This window comes from Pontibacter mangrovi (assembly GCF_006385705.1).
Taxonomy (GTDB): domain Bacteria; phylum Bacteroidota; class Bacteroidia; order Cytophagales; family Hymenobacteraceae; genus Pontibacter; species Pontibacter mangrovi.
Window position 1 is genome coordinate 348,868 of record NZ_VFRQ01000001.1, and the last position, 17,241, is coordinate 366,108.

Here is a 17,241-nt window from a genome sequence, read left to right on the forward strand (position 1 = left end):
CTGTTTCGTATAGGCACTATATATGAAGAAGACATCAACACCCCTACAATACGTTGGCTTACTAGCCTTATCGGTGGCTGCCATCAGCTGCGAGTCGAGTGATAGGAAGCAGGAAGGTCTTGCCGGCACGCACCCGGAGCTGGCCGAAGAACTGGCGGAGGACTCCCTGACAGTGCCCTACTCAGACACAACTGGCGGCGGCCTGTATGACCGCTACCGCATCACCACGGAGCAATACCTGAACAGCGGGCACTATGGCGTTGGCAACATGTACAGAGGCAAGCTGGCTCCCTTAGACGAAGCTAGCCACCCGGATGCAAAAACTTACCGCACGATGCTGCGCAAAGGCCTGGAGGAAGGCATAAATTTTGCCGGCAAGTATACCGTGGTGAGCGTGGGTTGCGGCACAGCCTGCCAACTGCATTACGTAGTTGACAACCAGACAGGCAAAGTTTTGGACAAACTGCAGGGTAGCATGGGCGCACATTATAGCGCGGACAGCAGGCTCTTTATACTTAATCCGCCAGACTCTACTGTTAACTACGACGCCTGCAACAACTGCAGCCCCGAAGCCTATGTTTTTGAAAATGGAAAATTCAGGAAATTGCCCAAGCAGTAAGCCAGGAAGTATAAACCTCTTGTTGCTGTTGCCAACCTTGCTGCTGGGCGTGTTGCTGATAGCAGGTTGCGCCGCTGCTGACAAAGTTGAGTCCCGAGGCGATAAAGCTCCCGAAAAGCTGCTCCTGTTCCAGAAAACGCCCTGCTTTGGCACCTGCCCCGCTTATAACGCTACGCTTTATACCGATGGTAGCATAGCCTATGTCGGGCTCAGGTATGTGCCCATCAAGGACTCGCTGCAGCTGCAGTTGCCGGAAAAGGAGTTTCTTGAACTGCGAAAGGCGCTCCAGGAACTGAACTATCCCTCTTTACAGAAAACTTACCTCTCCTCTTACACCGACCTCCCCTCTACTTACCTTACTTTTTATGAAAATGGAAAGGAGCAGAAACGCGTGAAGCACCAGCAGGACGGGCCGAAAGCACTGCAGGATTTTATAACCACACTGCATGAACAAATAATGCAGTTGGTGCAGGAAAAGGCACAGTCCCAACAGTAGGCAATAAATTGTGAATGGGCGGATTACAAAGTAATTTGTAACTTGGCTGTTGCAACAAACAATCTATTATGAAACTCCACCCTTGCAAACTGCTGCTTGTTTTGGTCTTAGGCCTTACTTCCTGCCTGGCCCAGGGGCAGCGCGCCAACAGCATTATCCCGAAGCCGCAGCAGGTTACCGTTCTTAAAGGCCAGCCAGTAAAACTATCGGCTAAAAGCATTGTGTATTATGAGGCTCCTTTTGAACGCCAGGCTGTTTACCTGCAGGATCAGCTTAAGTCTCAGACAGGCTTGCAATTAAATATCAGCAAGTTAAGCAACGCCAAAAACCTACCTAAAGGTATTGTGCTGAAGTATGACACGGTGGCAGCTAACCGCCCTGAAATGTATGTGCTGAAGTCCGGCAACGGTACCGTTACGCTCCGTGCCCAGGATAAGAACGGGATCGTGTACGGGGTGCAAACCCTGCTGCAACTGTTGCCGCTGGAGCAGAGCCGCACGCTTTCAGTGGAGCCTGTCACGATTAAAGACTACCCACGCTTTGCTTACAGGGGCATGCACCTGGATGTCAGCCGACACATTTTCCCGCTTGAGTTCATCAAGAAATACATCGATTACCTGGCTTTTCATAAGTTTAACAACTTCCACTGGCATCTGACCGACGACCAGGGCTGGCGCATCGAAATCAAAAGCTATCCGAAGCTGAACAGCATAGGCTCGTGGCGCAATGCCACCCTGATCGGCCATTTTAAAGACCAGCCCGCCCGCTACGACTCCACCCGTTACGGAGGCTTCTACACACAGGACGAAATTCGCGAGATCATAGCCTATGCCGACCAGCGGGGCATCAACATCATCCCCGAAATAGACATACCCGGCCACAGCCGCGCCACGATTGCCGCTTACCCGGAGTTTAGCACTAAGCCAGATACCACCTGGAATGTAGCCACCACCTGGGGCATGTATAACCGCCAAAACAACGTGCTGGCGCCGCGCCCGGAGACATTTAAATTTCTGAAGACTTTATTTGAGGAGGTGGCCGACCTTTTCCCCTCTCCTTATATACATATTGGGGGCGATGAGTGCAGCAAAATGTGGTGGAAAGCCAGCCCGCAGGCGCAGGAGTTTATCAAATCTCACAACCTAAAAGACGAGAAAGGCCTGCAGACATACTTTATTGAGCAGGTTTCGGACTACCTGGCAGCAAAAGACAAGAAAGTAATCGGCTGGCATGAGATTTTGGAGGGTGACCTGGACACTACTGCCATTGTCATGAACTGGGCTGATAACAAAACCGGCGCAGATGCTGCCTTACGCGGCCATTATGTTATCATGACGCCAGGCAAACCCATGTATTTCGACCATTACCAGTCGCAGGACCCGAACGATAGCCTGGCCATTCACGGCTATAACCCTGTTGATGCCGTCTATAACTTCAACCCTATGCCCGATGAGTTGCAGGGGAAGCCCGCAGCCAGGTATATTTTAGGCGCCCAGGCCAATGTATGGACGGAGTATATGGGTTCTCCGGCTAAGGTAGAGTACATGGTGCTGCCAAGAATGACTGCTTTAAGCGAGGCGTTATGGTCTGCCCCTGAAGCCAAGAATTATAACGACTTTAAGCGGAGGCTGGAGCAGAACCTGATCCCAAGGTATAAGTTCTGGGGCGCGAATTACTTCCACGATTATTCCCGCTGGACGATAGACAGCAAGAAAGCAGAGATGCAATAGCATGAAGAGCCGGATTTACGATCCGGCTCTTTCTTTTTATACTTTACAGATTTATGGTTAATTAAATTTGATGTGCTCACAACCAACGGTGGGCAGTTCGCTAAACTATATGCAGCATTAACCAAAATATTACAAACAAGCTTACCCTCATCTTATAGGCGCTTCCCTAAATAACTGCCAACAATGGCCCCACGGCTTCGTAGGAATTAGAGAGCGACAAGTAAAATGCATACTTGTAAAAACTATATTTTAATATGGTTATGAATTATGGAAAACAAGAAATCAAATGATAAAATACTAAAATCTGAATTTGAGGATCACTTTCGGAACAGACGAATTGGACCTGAAGCAGGCGCTCCCCCACCGGCTACACGCCAAAGCGAGGCAGAGACCATTCCGGTGGTAGAGGAACAGGTGCAGATTGGGAAAAGAGAGGTAGAGACAGCGAAGGTGCACATTTCTAAAAAGGTGCACGAAGAGCTCAAAGATATCGACATCCCCTCCATGCACGAGGAGGTTGAAGTAGAGCGCGTAGCATTCAATAAGCTTGTGGATGAAGCCCCTGCCCCGGTTCGCTACGAAGGTGACAAAATGATCATTTCGGTTTTAAAAGAAGAGGTTGTGATGCAAAAGCGTTTGGTTTTGGTAGAAGAACTGCACGTTACGAAGAAGCAGGTAGAAAACCACCGCACCGAAAAAATCCCGCTCCGCAAAGAGGAAATCAACATTGAACGGGTTAAATCTCAGCCTCACGACCGCAGGCAGGCCTAACAAGCAGGCTTGCATTTATTTACACTATATATATTAACAAACTAATTAAGCTATGAAACGACAAACAGTAGTAGGAATTTTTGATTATGGTATAGACGCGCAGCAGGCTGCGCAGCAACTTGAGAAAAGCGGCATCCCCAGCAGTAAAATAGACGTTGCCGTGCATGGGGCCCGCGACAGATCAGGTGCAAGCCCGCAACAGCAGCCCCAGAACAGAGAAAATGACAGTCGAGTTGGCAATTTCTTCAATTCGTTAATAGATAACCGCGATGAGTCAGCCAAATTTTCACAGGCTGCCCAGAACGGATCTCTTGTAACCGTACATACTTCCTCTGACGAAGAGGCTCGTAAAGTTTCGCAAATATTGGATAAGGCTGGCGCTATCGACGTGAACGAACGTGCTGCACAGCAGCGCAATATGGCCTCCTCTAACAAAGGCAAGTGGACCAACTCCAGTGCTTCTATACCTGTAGTGGAAGAGAACATGCAGGTTGGCAAACGGGAAGTGGAAACAGGTGGCGTAAGGCTCCGAAGCCGTATAATTGAGCGTCCTGTTGAAGAGAACCTGCGGCTGCGCGAAGAGCACGTAAACGTGGAACGCAGACCCGTTAACCGCCCTGCGAATGAAAAAGACCTGGCAAGCTTTAAGGATGGTGAAAAAACAATGACCGAGCATGCCGAAATCCCGATGGTGAACAAGGAAGCCCGCGTGGTGGAGGAAGTTCGGCTGAACAAGGAGACGAGCGAGCATACGGAGAAGGTGCAGGACAAGATACACAAACAGGACGTAGAGGTAGATAAACTGAACCCGCGTAACGAAACCAATGACCCAAACAAACGCAGGGATATCAATAAATAATAATCCTGCCGAAGAACAGTAAAAGAGAGGCCTTAGCTAAAGTATAGTTAAGGTCTCTCTTTGCAATTCATACATATGGCTAATACTGGCCTCCACCCTGGCCATAGGAAAGTATAAACATTATAGGAAGAAGACCTACAGCTTTAACCCATCCTCCCACATGCTTGAAGACATACTTTATACACCATACTATAACTAGTTGTAAATAAAGTTATTTACTAATTGTCTCATACTTTTACTATCAGAACAAAATTTTAACTATGGCTGAATTCTATGCTTGCTTAATTCTGCCACAGCTGTAAGTTGGAGGTAGAGGTGCAGCCGGAGCTTAACGCAATTAGAACATAACTGCATATAAGCCGGAAATAGATAGACATAACCCCAACTGGAGTATAATTCTTCAGTTTTTAAATCCGCAAAAGGTTTTATTAAACCGTGCTGTATCTAGATTGAAAAATGGGCCAAAAGTGTGGATAAATAAAGGGCAACGCAGGAGGCGGCATCCGCTAAAAGTGCCCAAAAAGCTGTATATTTGTGAAAGGATTAGCTATCTTGCATAGCTACAGCAAAGCTTAATCTGACATCATTATGAAAATAACGTACTACGGCCAGTCTTGCTTTTTATTCGAAATTGGGAAGAACCGCGTTTTGTTCGATCCCTTCATCTCACCCAATGAGCTAGCATCCAGCATCAACGTAGACGATGTCAAAGCCGATTACATCCTACTCTCGCACGGCCACCAAGACCACGTGCACGATGCAGAGCGCATCGCCAAAAACAACGGCAGCACCATTATCGCCAACTTTGAGATTGCGCAGTGGTATGGCGCCAAAGGCCTGGAGAACCTGCACCCGATGAACACCGGCGGTAAAGTGACGCTGCCTTTCGGCACGGTGAAGATGGTAAACGCCATTCACTCCAGCTCTTTGCCAGATGGTTCTTACGGTGGGTCAGCCGCAGGCTTTGTGGTGGAGACAGAAGATCAAACCTTCTACTTCGCCGGCGACACGGCCCTCACCTATGACATGAAGCTGATACCGGAGCAGTTTGATGTGGACTTTGCGCTTCTGCCCATCGGTGACAACTTTACCATGGACATTCACGATGCCATGATCGCCGCCGACTTCGTGCAGGTAGACAAGGTGATCGGCATGCACTTCGACACGTTTCCATACATCCAGATAGACCGCGAGGAAGTACAGGAAATGGCGAAGATGGCCGACAAAGAGCTCATTCTGATGGAGATAGGTCAAACGATTGAACTATAAGTATAACATGGGAAAAATAATTGCGGTTGCCAACCAAAAAGGTGGCGTAGGTAAAACTACTACGGCCATAAACCTTGCGGCCAGCCTGGCAGCCCTGGAATATAAGACACTTTTGGTGGATGCCGACCCGCAGGCAAACGCCACTTCTGGCCTGGGCTTTGATCCGGCCACCATTACCAGCAGCATCTACGAGTGCATGGTGGAGGACGTGAAGGCAGAGGACATTGTACTGCAGTCGCCAAGCATCGAGTTTCTGGACTTGATTCCTTCGCACATCGACCTAGTGGGTGCCGAGGTGGAGATGATCAACATGCCCAACCGCGAGGAGAAGATGCGGGAGGCGCTGAGCGGCCTGAAGCAGAAGTATGACTACATCATCATCGACTGCTCCCCGTCGCTGGGCCTGATTACGGTAAACTCGCTGACTGCGGCCGACTCGGTCGTGATACCGGTGCAGTGTGAGTATTTTGCGCTGGAAGGCCTTGGCAAGCTCCTCAACACGATCAAGATCATACAGTCGCGCCTGAACACGGAACTGGCCATTGAGGGAATCCTGCTGACGATGTATGACGTGCGCCTGCGCCTGAGCAACCAGGTGGTGGAAGAGGTGAAAACGCACTTCCAGCAAATGGTGTTCGATACCATCATCCCAAGAAACGTGAAACTGAGCGAGTCGCCAAGTTTTGGCATACCTGCCCTGCTGCACGATGCGGAGAGCAAAGGCGCCCTGAGCTACCTGAACCTGGCGCGCGAGATAGCAGAGAAAAACAGCGTAGCGCTGGCAAAATAACAAGAGAGTACATGTCTGATAATAAAAATTCTGCAGCGAAACGTAAAGGCGGCCTCGGCCGAGGCCTTGGCTCTCTTCTGGAGGGCAACAAGTATACCGGCAAAACTGAGTCATCCACTTTAAACGACGTTAATACCATCGCAGACATAGCCATTGAACACATACAGACCAACCCGTACCAGCCCCGCACGCATTTCGACCAGGCGGCACTGGAGGAGTTGGCAGAGTCCATTAAAGTACAGGGCATCATCCAGCCGATAACCGTGCGCCAGCTTGGCTCAAACAGCTATCAGCTAATTTCGGGTGAGCGACGCTACCAGGCCTCTAAGATTGCCGGCCTCACGGTCATACCCGCCTTTATCCGTAAGGCTGATGACCAGCAGATGCTGGAGATGGCCCTGATCGAGAACATTCAGCGCGAAAACCTGAATGCCATCGAGATCGCCCTCTCCTATCAGCGCCTGCTAACTGAGTGCAGCCTGAAACAGGAGGAACTGGGAGAGCGTGTGGGTAAGAAACGTACCACCGTTACGAACTACCTGCGCCTGCTCAAGCTGCCACCGGATATACAGATTGCCTTGCGCGATAACATCATCAGCATGGGCCATGCCCGCGCCCTCATCAACATCGACACCATTGAGCAGCAGCTGGACGTGTTTAAGGAGGTGGTGGCCAAAGAGCTGTCGGTGCGTAAGGTAGAGGAACTGGTGCGTAACCTGCAGAATGCCAAGAAAAAACCCGACGCGCAACAAAAACTGCAGTTTAACAAGTATGATGAAGAGCTGAGGACTGTGGAAAGCAGGCTTGCCTCGCAGTTCGGCACTAAAATACAGGTTAAGGCAAACAACGACGGAAAAGGCGAAATTAAAATTCCTTTTGTGTCTGTGGAGGAGCTGAACCGTATACTTGAGATACTAAACTACTAAGTAGCATGAGGCTAAAAGTTGGGGCTATGGTATGGCTGTTGGGCCTGTTACTATACTTTGCTCCCGCTCAGACGCATGGGCAGGTCATCACCGAAGGTCCCGACTCTGTGCGTGTGCCATTGGCAGCGGCAGATACAGTAGGGAAACGCGGCTTCTTTCTGAGCGAGTGGGACAAACCAGCTAAAGCAGCCCTTCTTTCGGCCATCATACCTGGTGCCGGGCAGATATACAACAAAGCCTACTGGAAGGTGCCTATCATTTACGCCACCGGCGGAGTGTTGGCCTACTTCTACATTGAGAACAATAATAACTACCAGACCTATCGCAAAGCTTATCTACTCCGAAGGGATGGTGACCCAACTACCAGGGACGAGTTTGCCGATGACCTTTATCTTGGTGAGAACTCCTCTAACGGAGAAAGCCTTCTCAAATTTAGACGAGATGGATGGCGCAGATACCGTGATCTGACCATTATCATTTCGGTGGCAGCTTATACTTTGCAAATTGCAGAGGCCTACGTGCATGCCCACTTAAAAGAGTTTGACGTGAGCGACGAGCTGACATTGCGCGTGCAGCCTAACCTCGTGCCGCTGCGCTCACAGCCTGGCAACCTAGCGCCTGGCCTAACCCTTACGCTTTACACACGATCCAAATGAGAATCCTTCTGATTGGTTATGGCAAAATGGGCAAAACCATCGAACAGCTTGCCCAAAGCAAGGGCTATGAAGTAGTTGGCAGAATCAGCCACAGCAATGCACAAGAGCTTCAGAACTATACCTCTGCCAACACCGACGTTGCCATAGAGTTTACCCACCCAGCTTCCGCTTTCGAGAATATCAGTTACTGCCTTCAAAGTGGCATACCAATTGTTTCCGGCTCTACCGGCTGGCTGGAGAAGTATGAGCAGGCCAAAGAACTGTGCCGCAAGTATAAAGGTGCCTTCTTTTATGCCTCCAACTTCAGCGTTGGGGTAAACCTATTCTTTCATTTTAATGAATACATAGCCAGCAAAATGAAAGACTATCAGTCCTATGATGTGCAAATACGCGAGGTGCACCACCTGCAAAAGGTAGATAAGCCCAGCGGCACCGGCATTACGGCAGCAGAAGGCATCCTGGCGAGCTACAAAGATTTAAGCGGGTGGGTTAGTGATAATCCGGAAGAAAAAACTAAATTAAACATTGCTTCAGAGCGAGAACCTGACGTGGTAGGCACACACATTGTTACCTACCATTCAGAAGTAGACACCATTGAACTTAGCCACATTGCCCATAGTCGCTCCGGCTTTGCCGAAGGTGCTCTTATGGCTGCTGCCTGGCTGCAGGGTCGCGCTGGTGTTTACGGCATGAAGGACATGCTGAACCTGTAACCATAACCTGACAGATGAAAGTAAAATTCTGGGAAAAGAAACCAGTAACAAAAGAACCTAAAAAGAAAAAGGGCTTTTTTAGAGAATGGGGCGACGCCATCCTTTTCGCCGTTATCGCAGCCAGCCTTATCCGATGGGCTACTTTTGAGGCCTATACCATTCCGACTCCTTCCATGGAGAAATCCCTGTTGGTGGGCGACTTTCTGTTTGTAAGCAAGCTACACTACGGCCCGCGAACCCCCATGACGCCATTGCAGGTGCCGCTTACGCACCAAACCATCTGGGGCACCAACATCCCCTCCTACTCCGATGCCATTCAGCTGAAGTCGTACCGACTGCCCGGCTTTTCTGAAGTGAAGCGGAACGACGTGGTGGTGTTTAACTACCCACCTGAAGACCAGCACCCGGCCGACCTGCGCACTAATTACATCAAGCGCGCCATCGGCCTGCCCGGCGACTCGCTGCAGATTAAGGATTTGCAGGTTTACATCAATGGCGAAGCGATCAAGAACCCGGAGCAGATGCAGTTTAAGTACATCCTGGTGCCTACCATGCAACTCTCCAACAAGTTCTTCGAGGACCGCGACATCCGGATGAGCGAGGTGCAGATGTTTGACAACGGCTACCTGGTAGACATCACGCCAGAAATGGCAGAAGAGATCAAGAAGCTAGACTTTATCAAAGATGTGATCCTGTACAAGCACCCGGATGAGGCCGAAGCCGGCATTTTCCCGAACGTGCCTAGCAAGTATCCCTGGAACCGCGACAACTTCGGTCCCATCTATATCCCGGAAAAAGGTGCTACCGTGGCTATTACCCCGGAGTCGCTGCCATTTTATGAGCGCGTGATACTGGAGTATGAGCACAACGAAAATGCCGAAGTGCGTGACGGAAAGCTTTACTTGGACGGAAAAGAAGTGAAAGAGTACACCTTTAAGCAGAATTACTACTTCATGATGGGCGACAACCGCCATAACTCTGCCGACTCGCGCTACTGGGGCTATGTGCCGGAAGACCATGTGGTAGGAAAGGCTGTGATGATCTGGATGTCGACCAACCCGGAAGGCAAAATGTTTGATAAAATTCGCTGGAGCCGCATCTTCAATATCATTCATTAAAACAACAAGTATAAAACTTGCACTGAGCCCCGATTCCGGCTCAATGAGAATAGCAGAATTAAAAGAACAGGAAAGGCTCTCAGGTATGGGAGCCTTGCCTGTTTTTGCCCTGATACACTCTTCTGCACCTCCCTATACTTATTATAAAGTATGCCTTCTACCCTTGCCTGCATTACCCTCACCCAAGCCTAGAGTCCCTTTCCGCAAATCCATTTTCATAATTCCGAAGTCAATAACAAAGCAGCTGAGGAAGCGTTTTAATATAAGTATTGCTTAACCTGTTATTTCGTGGCTTTTAATTATTTGTGAAATGTATGAGAATCTTAAAGCTACTTTATATACTATCGCTTTCTATCATAGCAGTTCCAATGCTAAGTTGTGCTGATGATGACCGAGAACTAATAGTTTCTTCAAAAAAGGAGCTTCTAACTCAGAAAGAGTGGGTGGGGCAAGTATTTAACGCCACTTGGAAGCTGAAATTGAACAAAGACGGCACCTATAGTAATATGTTCAATGGCGTACCTGATAAAACGGGCAAGTGGGAATTGGCTGTTAATCAGCAAGAAATTATACTTGACAAAGGAACAGTAAACGAGGCAAAGGTAGCTGTAGCTAAGCTTAACTCTACAGAACTGCACCTTGTTCCTGTTTGGGAAATACCGGACAAAACGGCAAATCCTGCAAGCTTTGCCGTTGAAATGCGGTTCGGACATTGACCTAGGAAGCTGCCAGTATTGGGACATATTAAATTTCCTTAGGCTTTTGAGGATTCCATACTTCAAACTGCCTCGTTACCTCCACGCACATTTCAGAAGGCCCTCGCCAATAATGTAAGATTCAGGATCGCTTCCGCCACTTCCCTCCTCCCTTCTCTCTCAGAACCATTTCTTCGCAAACAATTAACTATCAACAAAATAAATGACGAAGATCAGCAACACCGGCAATACAAAAGCGTTAATAATATAACGATATTAATTTTTAATTATCTTTTTGGAATGAGACAAATTTTCTTTTACCGCTTTTATTAATTTAATTTTTTTCGCTATGAAAACATTCAGATCACTATTTTACTTGCTCCTTGCTTTTATAACTATTTCGCTTGTGAGCTGCGATGATGATGACGATGGGAATGACATTGTAGCCCCATCACGCATGGAGCTTCTGACTCAGAAAGAGTGGTATGGAATGTCGCTATATGCCAATGGGCAAGATATTACCCAAATGATGGCTGACTCGATTGACTTAGATTTGAGAGAATGGAATTTAAAACTTGACAAAAATGGCACATACATAAGTACGTTTGATAACATGCCTTCCGAAAATGGAAAATGGGAGTTTGCTAATAGTGAGCAGGAAATAGTTTTTGACAAAGGCACACAAAACGAGGATAAAGCAAGTATAGCTAGGCTTACCAGCACAGAGCTTTTTCTTGATCAGACTTGGCAATTAGAGGATGAGGAAGGAAACCCTGTAAGCTTAGCCGTCGAAATGCGTTTCGGACATTGACCAAGAAAAGCTCCTGATCAAGAGTGTTTTAAACAAATGGCTGTCGCACCTGCGGCGCTTGCTACACTTCCAGAATATTTTACATCGGTAACTATAACCTTTTAGAAGTATAGGCATATACAGAGAGATGTGAAACCTCTCTGACTATACTTTTATGAATATGCCCCGGTTATTCCCGCTGTTGTTTCTCTGCCTTTTTGTGCCGCTTCTGATCAGTTGCAACAAAGATGATGACGAGGATGTCTCCCCAAACCTAAGGTTGCTAACGGATGGCCAGTGGACAGGCCAGGCAGTATACTTTGGAGGACAGGACCAAACCGACGTTTTTGAGCAGGAGACCGGTATCGACTTTACAAAGTATACTTCCCTGTTTAACAGAGACGGCACCTATTCCGATACGTATGATACGCAGGAAATTAACGGCACCTGGGAGTATGAAAACGATGAAAGGGTAATCCTATTTGACAAAGGCGACAGTGATGAGTATACCGTTGTCATCTCCAAGCTGGATGACGACGAACTGCACTACCAGCAGGACGGAATTGAGTTTAGATTTAGACGATAATTAAACAGGGCTCACAGAAGTATGAGAGCCCTGTTTAATTATTTCAGTACTGCAAGCGTGGCACCATCGCCGCCACGCTCCTCAGCCTCGTTGCCCAGGCTGGCCACTTCTGGCACCGAGTACAGGTAATCTCGAACTACCTGCCGCAGTACGCCATTGCCCCGGCCGTGGATGATCTTTATTTCCGGAATGCCGAGCATCAGCGCCTCGTCCGTAAAGTTCATCACTTTCGTCAGGGCATCCTCCGCATACTCGCCACGTATATCGAGCGTGTTCGTGAAATCGGCCATGCGCTGTGTCATGTTCATGCCGCGGCTAAAGCCACCTGTGTTCTCAGCTTTGTCTTTCTTCGGCTTCTGGGACACCTGCCCTTCCACCCGCTCCAGGTTGTCTACCTTCACGATGGTTTTCAGGCCCCCGAAAAGCACCTCTGCAGTTTTGCCTTTTATGCTCACTACCTGCCCTACAGAGTCCTGCCCTATCAGCGCCACATTGTCTCCGGCCTTTATACTTCCCTTTGTGACGCGCTTGTGCACGGGGCGCGGCTCTTCTTTGCGCACTTCCTGGGCAAAAGTCTCCAGGTCTCGTCGGGCCTCCTTGGTTTTCTCTTTCTCGGCCTGGCTCTGCTTTATCTGCTGAATCGTGGACTCGATCTTCTGGTTGGCATCCTTCAGCAACAGCTTGGCCTTGCCCTTGGCTTCCCGCATAATTTCCTGCTTGCTGTCCTCCAGAAAGTTTTTCAAATCGCTGTAATCCTTCACCTGCCGCTTCAGCTTCTCTTCCAGCTTGGCTGCCTCGCGTACTTTTTTCTCCAGCTCCTGCTTCTCTGTCTCCAACTCCTCCAGCAGGCGGTCGTAGCGGATTTTATCTTTGCCCACCAGCTTGCTGGCCGTGTCAATGATATGCTTCGGCAAGCCAATTTTCTGGGCGATTTCGATGGCAAAGGACGAACCCGGCTTGCCGATCTCCAGCTGATAGAGCGGCTGCAGGTGTTTATGGTCGTAGCGCATGGCCCCGTTCACGATGCCCGGCGTGCGCTCGGCGTAGTTTTTCAGGTTGGTGTAGTGGGTGGTAATCACGCCGTAAACCTGGCTGTCATTCAGCGTTTTCAGCACAGCCTCCGCAATGGCACCGCCCAAAATAGGCTCCGTACCAGTACCGAACTCGTCTATCAGCACCAGACTGCGCTTATCGGCCACCGTCACAAACTTTTTCATGTTTGTCAGGTGCGAGCTGTAGGTACTCAGGTCGTTCTCGATGGATTGTTCATCCCCAATATCAATGAAGATATCATGGAAAACACCTGCCTCCGAGCCATCTGCTGCCGGAATCAGCATGCCGCATTGCAGCATGTACTGCACCAGGCCTACTGTTTTAAGGCTCACTGATTTACCGCCTGCGTTAGGGCCTGAGATCAAAAGTATACGCTGGTCGCGGTTCAGCTCCAGATCCATCGGCACTGTGGGTTTGCCTACCTGGCGGTGCGCCAGGTATAAAAGCGGGTGCTTGGCCTGCTTCCAATCGATGAAGGGATACTTGTGCAGCTTGGGTTTGCTGGCCTCAATGCGACGTGCAAAGGCAGCCTTGGCGCGGATGAAGTCCAGCAGGCCCAGGTACTGGTATGCCTTGCGCAGCTCCGGAATATGGTGGCGCAGCGTGTTTGTCAGTCCAATTAAAATACGGATCAGCTCCCGGTGATAGGCGTTTTCCAGATCCTTGATGTCGTTGTTGAGCTCAAAAATAGACTCCGGCTCAATGTATACTGTCTGCCCTGTGTTCGACTCGTCGTGTATCAGACCCTTGATGCGGCGCTTGTGCTCTGCTATAACCGGTATCACCAGGCGGCCACCGCGTATGGTCGGCTCCGAATCCGAAGGCGTCCAGCCTTGTGTTTTGGCGTGCTTCAGGATGGAGCTGATCGTCTTACGCAGAACGGCCTGCTGCGCGATCAGGTCGCGCTTGAGGCGTTGCAATTCCGGTGTGGCATCGTCGCGCACCGCGCCGGCATCGTCTACCACTTTGTCTAAAGCGGCCAGTAGCGAGCGCTCTACCGTTACATTGGCACCTAAGGCTTTCAGGGCTTCATACTCTCCTTCTTCGGCCTCCGATATAAAGCGCAGCGAATCACGTATGGTGCGCAGCGACATCTTGATCTCGAAGAACTGAGACACATCGAGGTAAGTGCCCTCAATGGCGGCGCGGTCCAGGTAAGTGCTGGGGTCGTAGTAGTGCTGCAGCGGAATATCAGCATCCGACTCCAGCAGTAGTTTAAATTCTTCGGTTTGTTGCAGCAGCCGCTCCACCAGGTCGTGGCGGTTCAGAAACTGCATGCGGTTTACGAAGTGGCGGCCTAGCGGGCTCAGGCAAAGCTCCGACAGCATCTCTCGCACCTGCGCAAACCCTATTTTTATTTCAAAGTTTTCTGGATAGATCAATTCTTATCTTTTAATTTACTGCAAAATTAGCAATATCTATAACAAGTATACAGCCTGGTTTTGTTCGATTAGGTATACTTCCTGGCAAAGGATTTTCAGGCAAAAGATAAACGACGTTATTGTGCCACATTCAAAGTCTTCCGTCCGGATTCAAAACAGCTATAACTCCCCCCTATTTTAACTCTTAACTCTAAACTAAAAGTATGGTTCTTGATAAACTAGCCAACTCTGGCCGCTACTATTCACTGCACCCGCTCTTTGAGCAGGCTTTCCGATACCTGCAGCAAACTGACCTGGCCGCTGCCCAAACAGGCGTGCACGAAATAAACGGGAAAAAGCTTTTTGCGATCATTTCTGACGGACCAGGTGTTTCAGAAGCAAAGTATAAACTGGAAGTGCACCGCAGGTACATCGATATTCAGTACATCTTTTCTGGCACAGACCATATGGGTTGGAAAGACCTGGCACTTTGCGCAGCGCCTAACGACCCGTATCAGGAGGAGCGTGACGCTGCCTTCTTCCCAGACAGGACCAGTAGCTGGTTCGACGTGCCCGCCGGTTCCTTCACCATCTTTTACCCCGACGATGCCCATGCCGCCATGGTGACCGGCGAGCGCGTGGTGCGCAAGGTGGTGCTGAAGATTGAGGTAGAAGTATGAACAAGTTAAGCAGCGCACTGTGATGATTGCCATCAGCGCTTTTAATTAACTAGTACTGGAGCAGCGCATTATACTTTGTAGGTCCGTCACGTATTAATAGGTACTCATCCATCACGGTATAAACTCCTTTTCCTATCTATGCCCAACGTAAAAGCATTTCTGCAGCTCGTGTGGTCTGCTATCAAGGGTAAGGAGCAGGATTACACCACGCTGGGCATTAAGCATAGTATTGTGCTGCTCGCCATCCCGATGATCCTGGAGATGGTGATGGAGTCGCTTTTTGCCATTGTAGACATTTTTTATGTAGGCAAGCTCGGTCCAAACGCGCTGGCTACGGTGGGGCTGACGGAGTCGGTGCTGATGATCATTTATGCCGTGGGCATGGGCATCAGCATTGCGGCCACGGCCATGGTGTCCCGGCGGGTTGGGGAGAAAAACTATACAGAAGCCGGAAGTATAACCTTTCAGCTGATCGTGACGGGCGTGGCCCTGGCGCTGCTGATGGGAGGCGTTGCCACGTATTTTGCCGCCGAAACGCTTGCTCTGATGGGAGCCGCCCCGGAGGTGATCTCCGAAGGAGTTAGCTATGCCCGGATCATATTCGCGGGGAACGTGGCCATTATCCTGCTCTTTCTGATCAACGGGGCATTTCGGGGTGCGGGAGAGCCACACCTGGCCATGCGCGCGCTCTGGCTGGCCAACGGGGCCAACATCATCCTGGACCCGCTGCTCATTTTCGGCATCGGCAACCTGGAGGGGCTCGGGCTGGCGGGTGCGGCGTGGGCCACTACCATCGGCAGAAGCCTAGGGGTTGTGTATCAACTCTACCACCTCTTCAGCGGCAGGCACATGCTTAAAATCGTGAAGCGCAACCTGGTGATCAGCTTCTCTGTCGTTCTTCGCATCCTCAGGCTTTCTTCCGGTGGCGTAGGCCAATACCTGATCGACTCTGCCAGCTGGATTTTCCTAACCCGGCTCATGGCCGAGTTTGGCAGCAACGCCCTTGCCGGCTATACCATTGCCTTTCGCGTCATCATCTTCACCCTCTTGCCTGCCTGGGGACTGTCGTCGGCGGCGGCCACGCTGGTGGGGCAGAACCTGGGCGCAGGCAAGGCCAAACGGGCTGAGCTGGCGGTGTGGCTTACGGCGCGCTACAACATGATCTTTATGGCCGCCGTCACGCTGATCTTTATACTTTTCGGCAAGCACCTCTCCGACTTTTTCGCTGACGATGCCGAGGTGATCAGCATTGCCACAGAGGCCCTGCAGATCATTACCCTGGGCTATATCTTCTTTGGGCTGGGCATGGTGATGGTGCAGGCATTTAACGGCGCCGGCGATACCCGCACGCCTGCCATCATTAACATTGTGGTGCTGTGGCTGATAGAGATACCGTTGGCCTATATGCTGGCGATCTACTTTAACCTGGCAGCCACCGGCATCTTCATCGCCATTGCCTTCTGCCACTCGTTTCATGCCGTGGTGAGCGGCTGGCTGTTTAAGCGGGGCACCTGGAAAGGTGTTAAAGTATAAACCATACATTGCCGGATGCCGCCATATGAGAAATGGGAGCATTTTATACTTTTTGCTTATACTTGCCACCGCAAAGTATAAACCAGTTAATTCTATGCTCCACCTTCTTCGCACCGATTCAGCTAACCATGATTTCCATAGGCTCGTGGCGCAGCTCGACCAGAACCTGCAGCAGAACGACGGCGAAGAGCATGCCTTTTTCGCCCAGTTCAACAAACTCGACAAGATACAGCATGTGGTGGTGGCTTACCAGGATGGTGTTGCGGCTGGTTGTGGTGCTATTAAAGCGTACACGCCCACCATAGCCGAGGTAAAGCGCATGTTTGTGGAGGAGCGCTACCGCGGCCAAGGCATCGCCACGCGCGTGCTGGCGGAACTGGAGCTGTGGGCCCACGAGTCAGGCTATACTTCCTGCATCCTGGAAACAGGCATCAAGCAAACGGAAGCGATCAGGCTGTATCAAAAATCAGGATATACCATTATTCCGAACTATGGGCAGTATGCCGGCGTTGAAAGTAGTGTTTGCATGCAGAAGGACCTGGGCACAGAGAAAAACAATTTGCAGCAAGGTCAGCAGGCAAACGCCAAATAGTAGC

General features: G+C 50.0%; 18 protein-coding genes. 17 read left to right on the forward strand and 1 reads right to left on the reverse strand.

Going from position 1 to position 17,241, the window contains the following annotated elements; genetic code table 11:
- Window positions 1-22: 22 nt before the first annotated feature.
- The 14 genes from FJM65_RS01560 (at window position 23) to FJM65_RS01625 (ending at window position 12,018) form a co-directional block, all read left to right on the forward strand.
- The gene (locus tag FJM65_RS01560) at window positions 23-619 is read left to right on the forward strand and encodes a hypothetical protein (protein ID WP_140618696.1); all 597 of its coding nucleotides are present in this window, start codon (window positions 23-25) and stop codon (window positions 617-619) included.
- 28 nt (window positions 620-647) lie between these two features.
- Window positions 648-1,115 (forward strand): DUF6438 domain-containing protein, encoded by a 468-nt coding sequence (locus tag FJM65_RS01565; protein WP_181163606.1) that lies wholly within the window; start codon window positions 648-650, stop codon window positions 1,113-1,115.
- A gap of 68 nt (window positions 1,116-1,183) precedes the next feature.
- Complete coding sequence (locus FJM65_RS01570) at window positions 1,184-2,845, forward strand: beta-N-acetylhexosaminidase (RefSeq protein WP_140618700.1); 1,662 nt, start codon at window positions 1,184-1,186, stop codon at window positions 2,843-2,845.
- Between the two features lie 267 nt (window positions 2,846-3,112).
- Window positions 3,113-3,616 carry a YsnF/AvaK domain-containing protein gene (locus FJM65_RS01575; protein ID WP_140618703.1) on the forward strand — a complete coding sequence of 168 codons (504 nt, stop codon included), beginning with the start codon at window positions 3,113-3,115 and terminating at the stop codon, window positions 3,614-3,616.
- 52 nt (window positions 3,617-3,668) lie between these two features.
- Window positions 3,669-4,475 (forward strand): YsnF/AvaK domain-containing protein, encoded by an 807-nt coding sequence (locus FJM65_RS01580; RefSeq protein ID WP_140618705.1) that lies wholly within the window; start codon window positions 3,669-3,671, stop codon window positions 4,473-4,475.
- 588 nt (window positions 4,476-5,063) lie between these two features.
- Window positions 5,064-5,744 carry a metal-dependent hydrolase gene (locus FJM65_RS01585; RefSeq protein ID WP_140618708.1) on the forward strand — a complete coding sequence of 227 codons (681 nt, stop codon included), beginning with the start codon at window positions 5,064-5,066 and terminating at the stop codon, window positions 5,742-5,744.
- Window positions 5,745-5,751: 7 nt separating this feature from the next.
- Window positions 5,752-6,534, forward strand: a complete 783-nt coding sequence (locus FJM65_RS01590) for a ParA family protein (RefSeq protein ID WP_140618711.1) — start codon at window positions 5,752-5,754, stop codon at window positions 6,532-6,534.
- An 11-nt stretch (window positions 6,535-6,545) separates the two neighbouring features.
- Window positions 6,546-7,460, forward strand: a complete 915-nt coding sequence (locus FJM65_RS01595; RefSeq protein WP_140618713.1) for a ParB/RepB/Spo0J family partition protein — start codon at window positions 6,546-6,548, stop codon at window positions 7,458-7,460.
- Between the two features lie 5 nt (window positions 7,461-7,465).
- Window positions 7,466-8,116 carry a DUF5683 domain-containing protein gene (locus tag FJM65_RS01600; protein ID WP_140618716.1) on the forward strand — a complete coding sequence of 217 codons (651 nt, stop codon included), beginning with the start codon at window positions 7,466-7,468 and terminating at the stop codon, window positions 8,114-8,116.
- Complete coding sequence (gene dapB / locus FJM65_RS01605) at window positions 8,113-8,829, forward strand: 4-hydroxy-tetrahydrodipicolinate reductase (RefSeq protein WP_140618718.1); 717 nt, start codon at window positions 8,113-8,115, stop codon at window positions 8,827-8,829. The genes FJM65_RS01600 and dapB overlap by 4 nt, the downstream gene beginning before the upstream one ends.
- Window positions 8,830-8,843: 14 nt before the next feature.
- Window positions 8,844-9,947 (forward strand): signal peptidase I, encoded by a 1,104-nt coding sequence (gene lepB, locus FJM65_RS01610; protein ID WP_140618720.1) that lies wholly within the window; start codon window positions 8,844-8,846, stop codon window positions 9,945-9,947.
- Between the two features lie 314 nt (window positions 9,948-10,261).
- On the forward strand, window positions 10,262-10,663 hold the full coding sequence (locus FJM65_RS01615; RefSeq protein WP_140618722.1) for a hypothetical protein: 402 nt from the start codon (window positions 10,262-10,264) through the stop codon (window positions 10,661-10,663).
- Window positions 10,664-10,991: 328 nt separating this feature from the next.
- Window positions 10,992-11,453 (forward strand): hypothetical protein, encoded by a 462-nt coding sequence (locus FJM65_RS01620; RefSeq protein ID WP_140618725.1) that lies wholly within the window; start codon window positions 10,992-10,994, stop codon window positions 11,451-11,453.
- A 160-nt stretch (window positions 11,454-11,613) separates the two neighbouring features.
- Window positions 11,614-12,018 (forward strand): hypothetical protein, encoded by a 405-nt coding sequence (locus tag FJM65_RS01625; RefSeq protein WP_140618728.1) that lies wholly within the window; start codon window positions 11,614-11,616, stop codon window positions 12,016-12,018.
- A gap of 38 nt (window positions 12,019-12,056) precedes the next feature.
- Here the strand turns inward: FJM65_RS01625 and FJM65_RS01630 are convergent, their stop codons facing one another.
- Entirely contained in the window at window positions 12,057-14,453 is a 2,397-nt protein-coding gene (locus tag FJM65_RS01630; protein ID WP_140618731.1) for an endonuclease MutS2, read from the reverse strand.
- Between the two features lie 203 nt (window positions 14,454-14,656).
- Between FJM65_RS01630 and FJM65_RS01635 the strand changes: the two genes are divergently transcribed.
- The 3 genes from FJM65_RS01635 to FJM65_RS01645 all read left to right on the forward strand — a co-directional run bounded on the left by FJM65_RS01635 (window position 14,657) and on the right by FJM65_RS01645 (window position 17,237).
- Entirely contained in the window at window positions 14,657-15,112 is a 456-nt protein-coding gene (locus FJM65_RS01635) for a YhcH/YjgK/YiaL family protein (protein WP_140618733.1), read from the forward strand.
- A 138-nt stretch (window positions 15,113-15,250) separates the two neighbouring features.
- Window positions 15,251-16,645 carry an MATE family efflux transporter gene (locus FJM65_RS01640; protein ID WP_140618735.1) on the forward strand — a complete coding sequence of 465 codons (1,395 nt, stop codon included), beginning with the start codon at window positions 15,251-15,253 and terminating at the stop codon, window positions 16,643-16,645.
- Between the two features lie 94 nt (window positions 16,646-16,739).
- Window positions 16,740-17,237, forward strand: coding sequence for a GNAT family N-acetyltransferase (locus tag FJM65_RS01645; RefSeq protein ID WP_140618737.1), 498 nt, complete (start codon window positions 16,740-16,742; stop codon window positions 17,235-17,237).
- Window positions 17,238-17,241: the final 4 nt, after the last annotated feature.

Bases quoted from the DNA above. Each gene is read 5' to 3' on its own strand.
- FJM65_RS01560 (WP_140618696.1), top strand. From the start codon at position 23: ATGAAGAAGACATCAACACCCCTACAATACGTTGGCTTACTAGCCTTA.
- FJM65_RS01570 (WP_140618700.1), top strand. From the start codon at position 1,184: ATGAAACTCCACCCTTGCAAACTGCTGCTTGTTTTGGTCTTAGGCCTT.
- FJM65_RS01575 (WP_140618703.1), top strand. From the start codon at position 3,113: ATGGAAAACAAGAAATCAAATGATAAAATACTAAAATCTGAATTTGAG.
- FJM65_RS01580 (WP_140618705.1), top strand. From the start codon at position 3,669: ATGAAACGACAAACAGTAGTAGGAATTTTTGATTATGGTATAGACGCG.
- FJM65_RS01585 (WP_140618708.1), top strand. From the start codon at position 5,064: ATGAAAATAACGTACTACGGCCAGTCTTGCTTTTTATTCGAAATTGGG.
- FJM65_RS01590 (WP_140618711.1), top strand. From the start codon at position 5,752: ATGGGAAAAATAATTGCGGTTGCCAACCAAAAAGGTGGCGTAGGTAAA.
- FJM65_RS01595 (WP_140618713.1), top strand. From the start codon at position 6,546: ATGTCTGATAATAAAAATTCTGCAGCGAAACGTAAAGGCGGCCTCGGC.
- FJM65_RS01600 (WP_140618716.1), top strand. From the start codon at position 7,466: ATGAGGCTAAAAGTTGGGGCTATGGTATGGCTGTTGGGCCTGTTACTA.
- dapB (WP_140618718.1), top strand. From the start codon at position 8,113: ATGAGAATCCTTCTGATTGGTTATGGCAAAATGGGCAAAACCATCGAA.
- lepB (WP_140618720.1), top strand. From the start codon at position 8,844: ATGAAAGTAAAATTCTGGGAAAAGAAACCAGTAACAAAAGAACCTAAA.
- FJM65_RS01615 (WP_140618722.1), top strand. From the start codon at position 10,262: ATGAGAATCTTAAAGCTACTTTATATACTATCGCTTTCTATCATAGCA.
- FJM65_RS01620 (WP_140618725.1), top strand. From the start codon at position 10,992: ATGAAAACATTCAGATCACTATTTTACTTGCTCCTTGCTTTTATAACT.
- FJM65_RS01625 (WP_140618728.1), top strand. From the start codon at position 11,614: ATGCCCCGGTTATTCCCGCTGTTGTTTCTCTGCCTTTTTGTGCCGCTT.
- FJM65_RS01635 (WP_140618733.1), top strand. From the start codon at position 14,657: ATGGTTCTTGATAAACTAGCCAACTCTGGCCGCTACTATTCACTGCAC.
- FJM65_RS01640 (WP_140618735.1), top strand. From the start codon at position 15,251: ATGCCCAACGTAAAAGCATTTCTGCAGCTCGTGTGGTCTGCTATCAAG.
- FJM65_RS01645 (WP_140618737.1), top strand. From the start codon at position 16,740: ATGCTCCACCTTCTTCGCACCGATTCAGCTAACCATGATTTCCATAGG.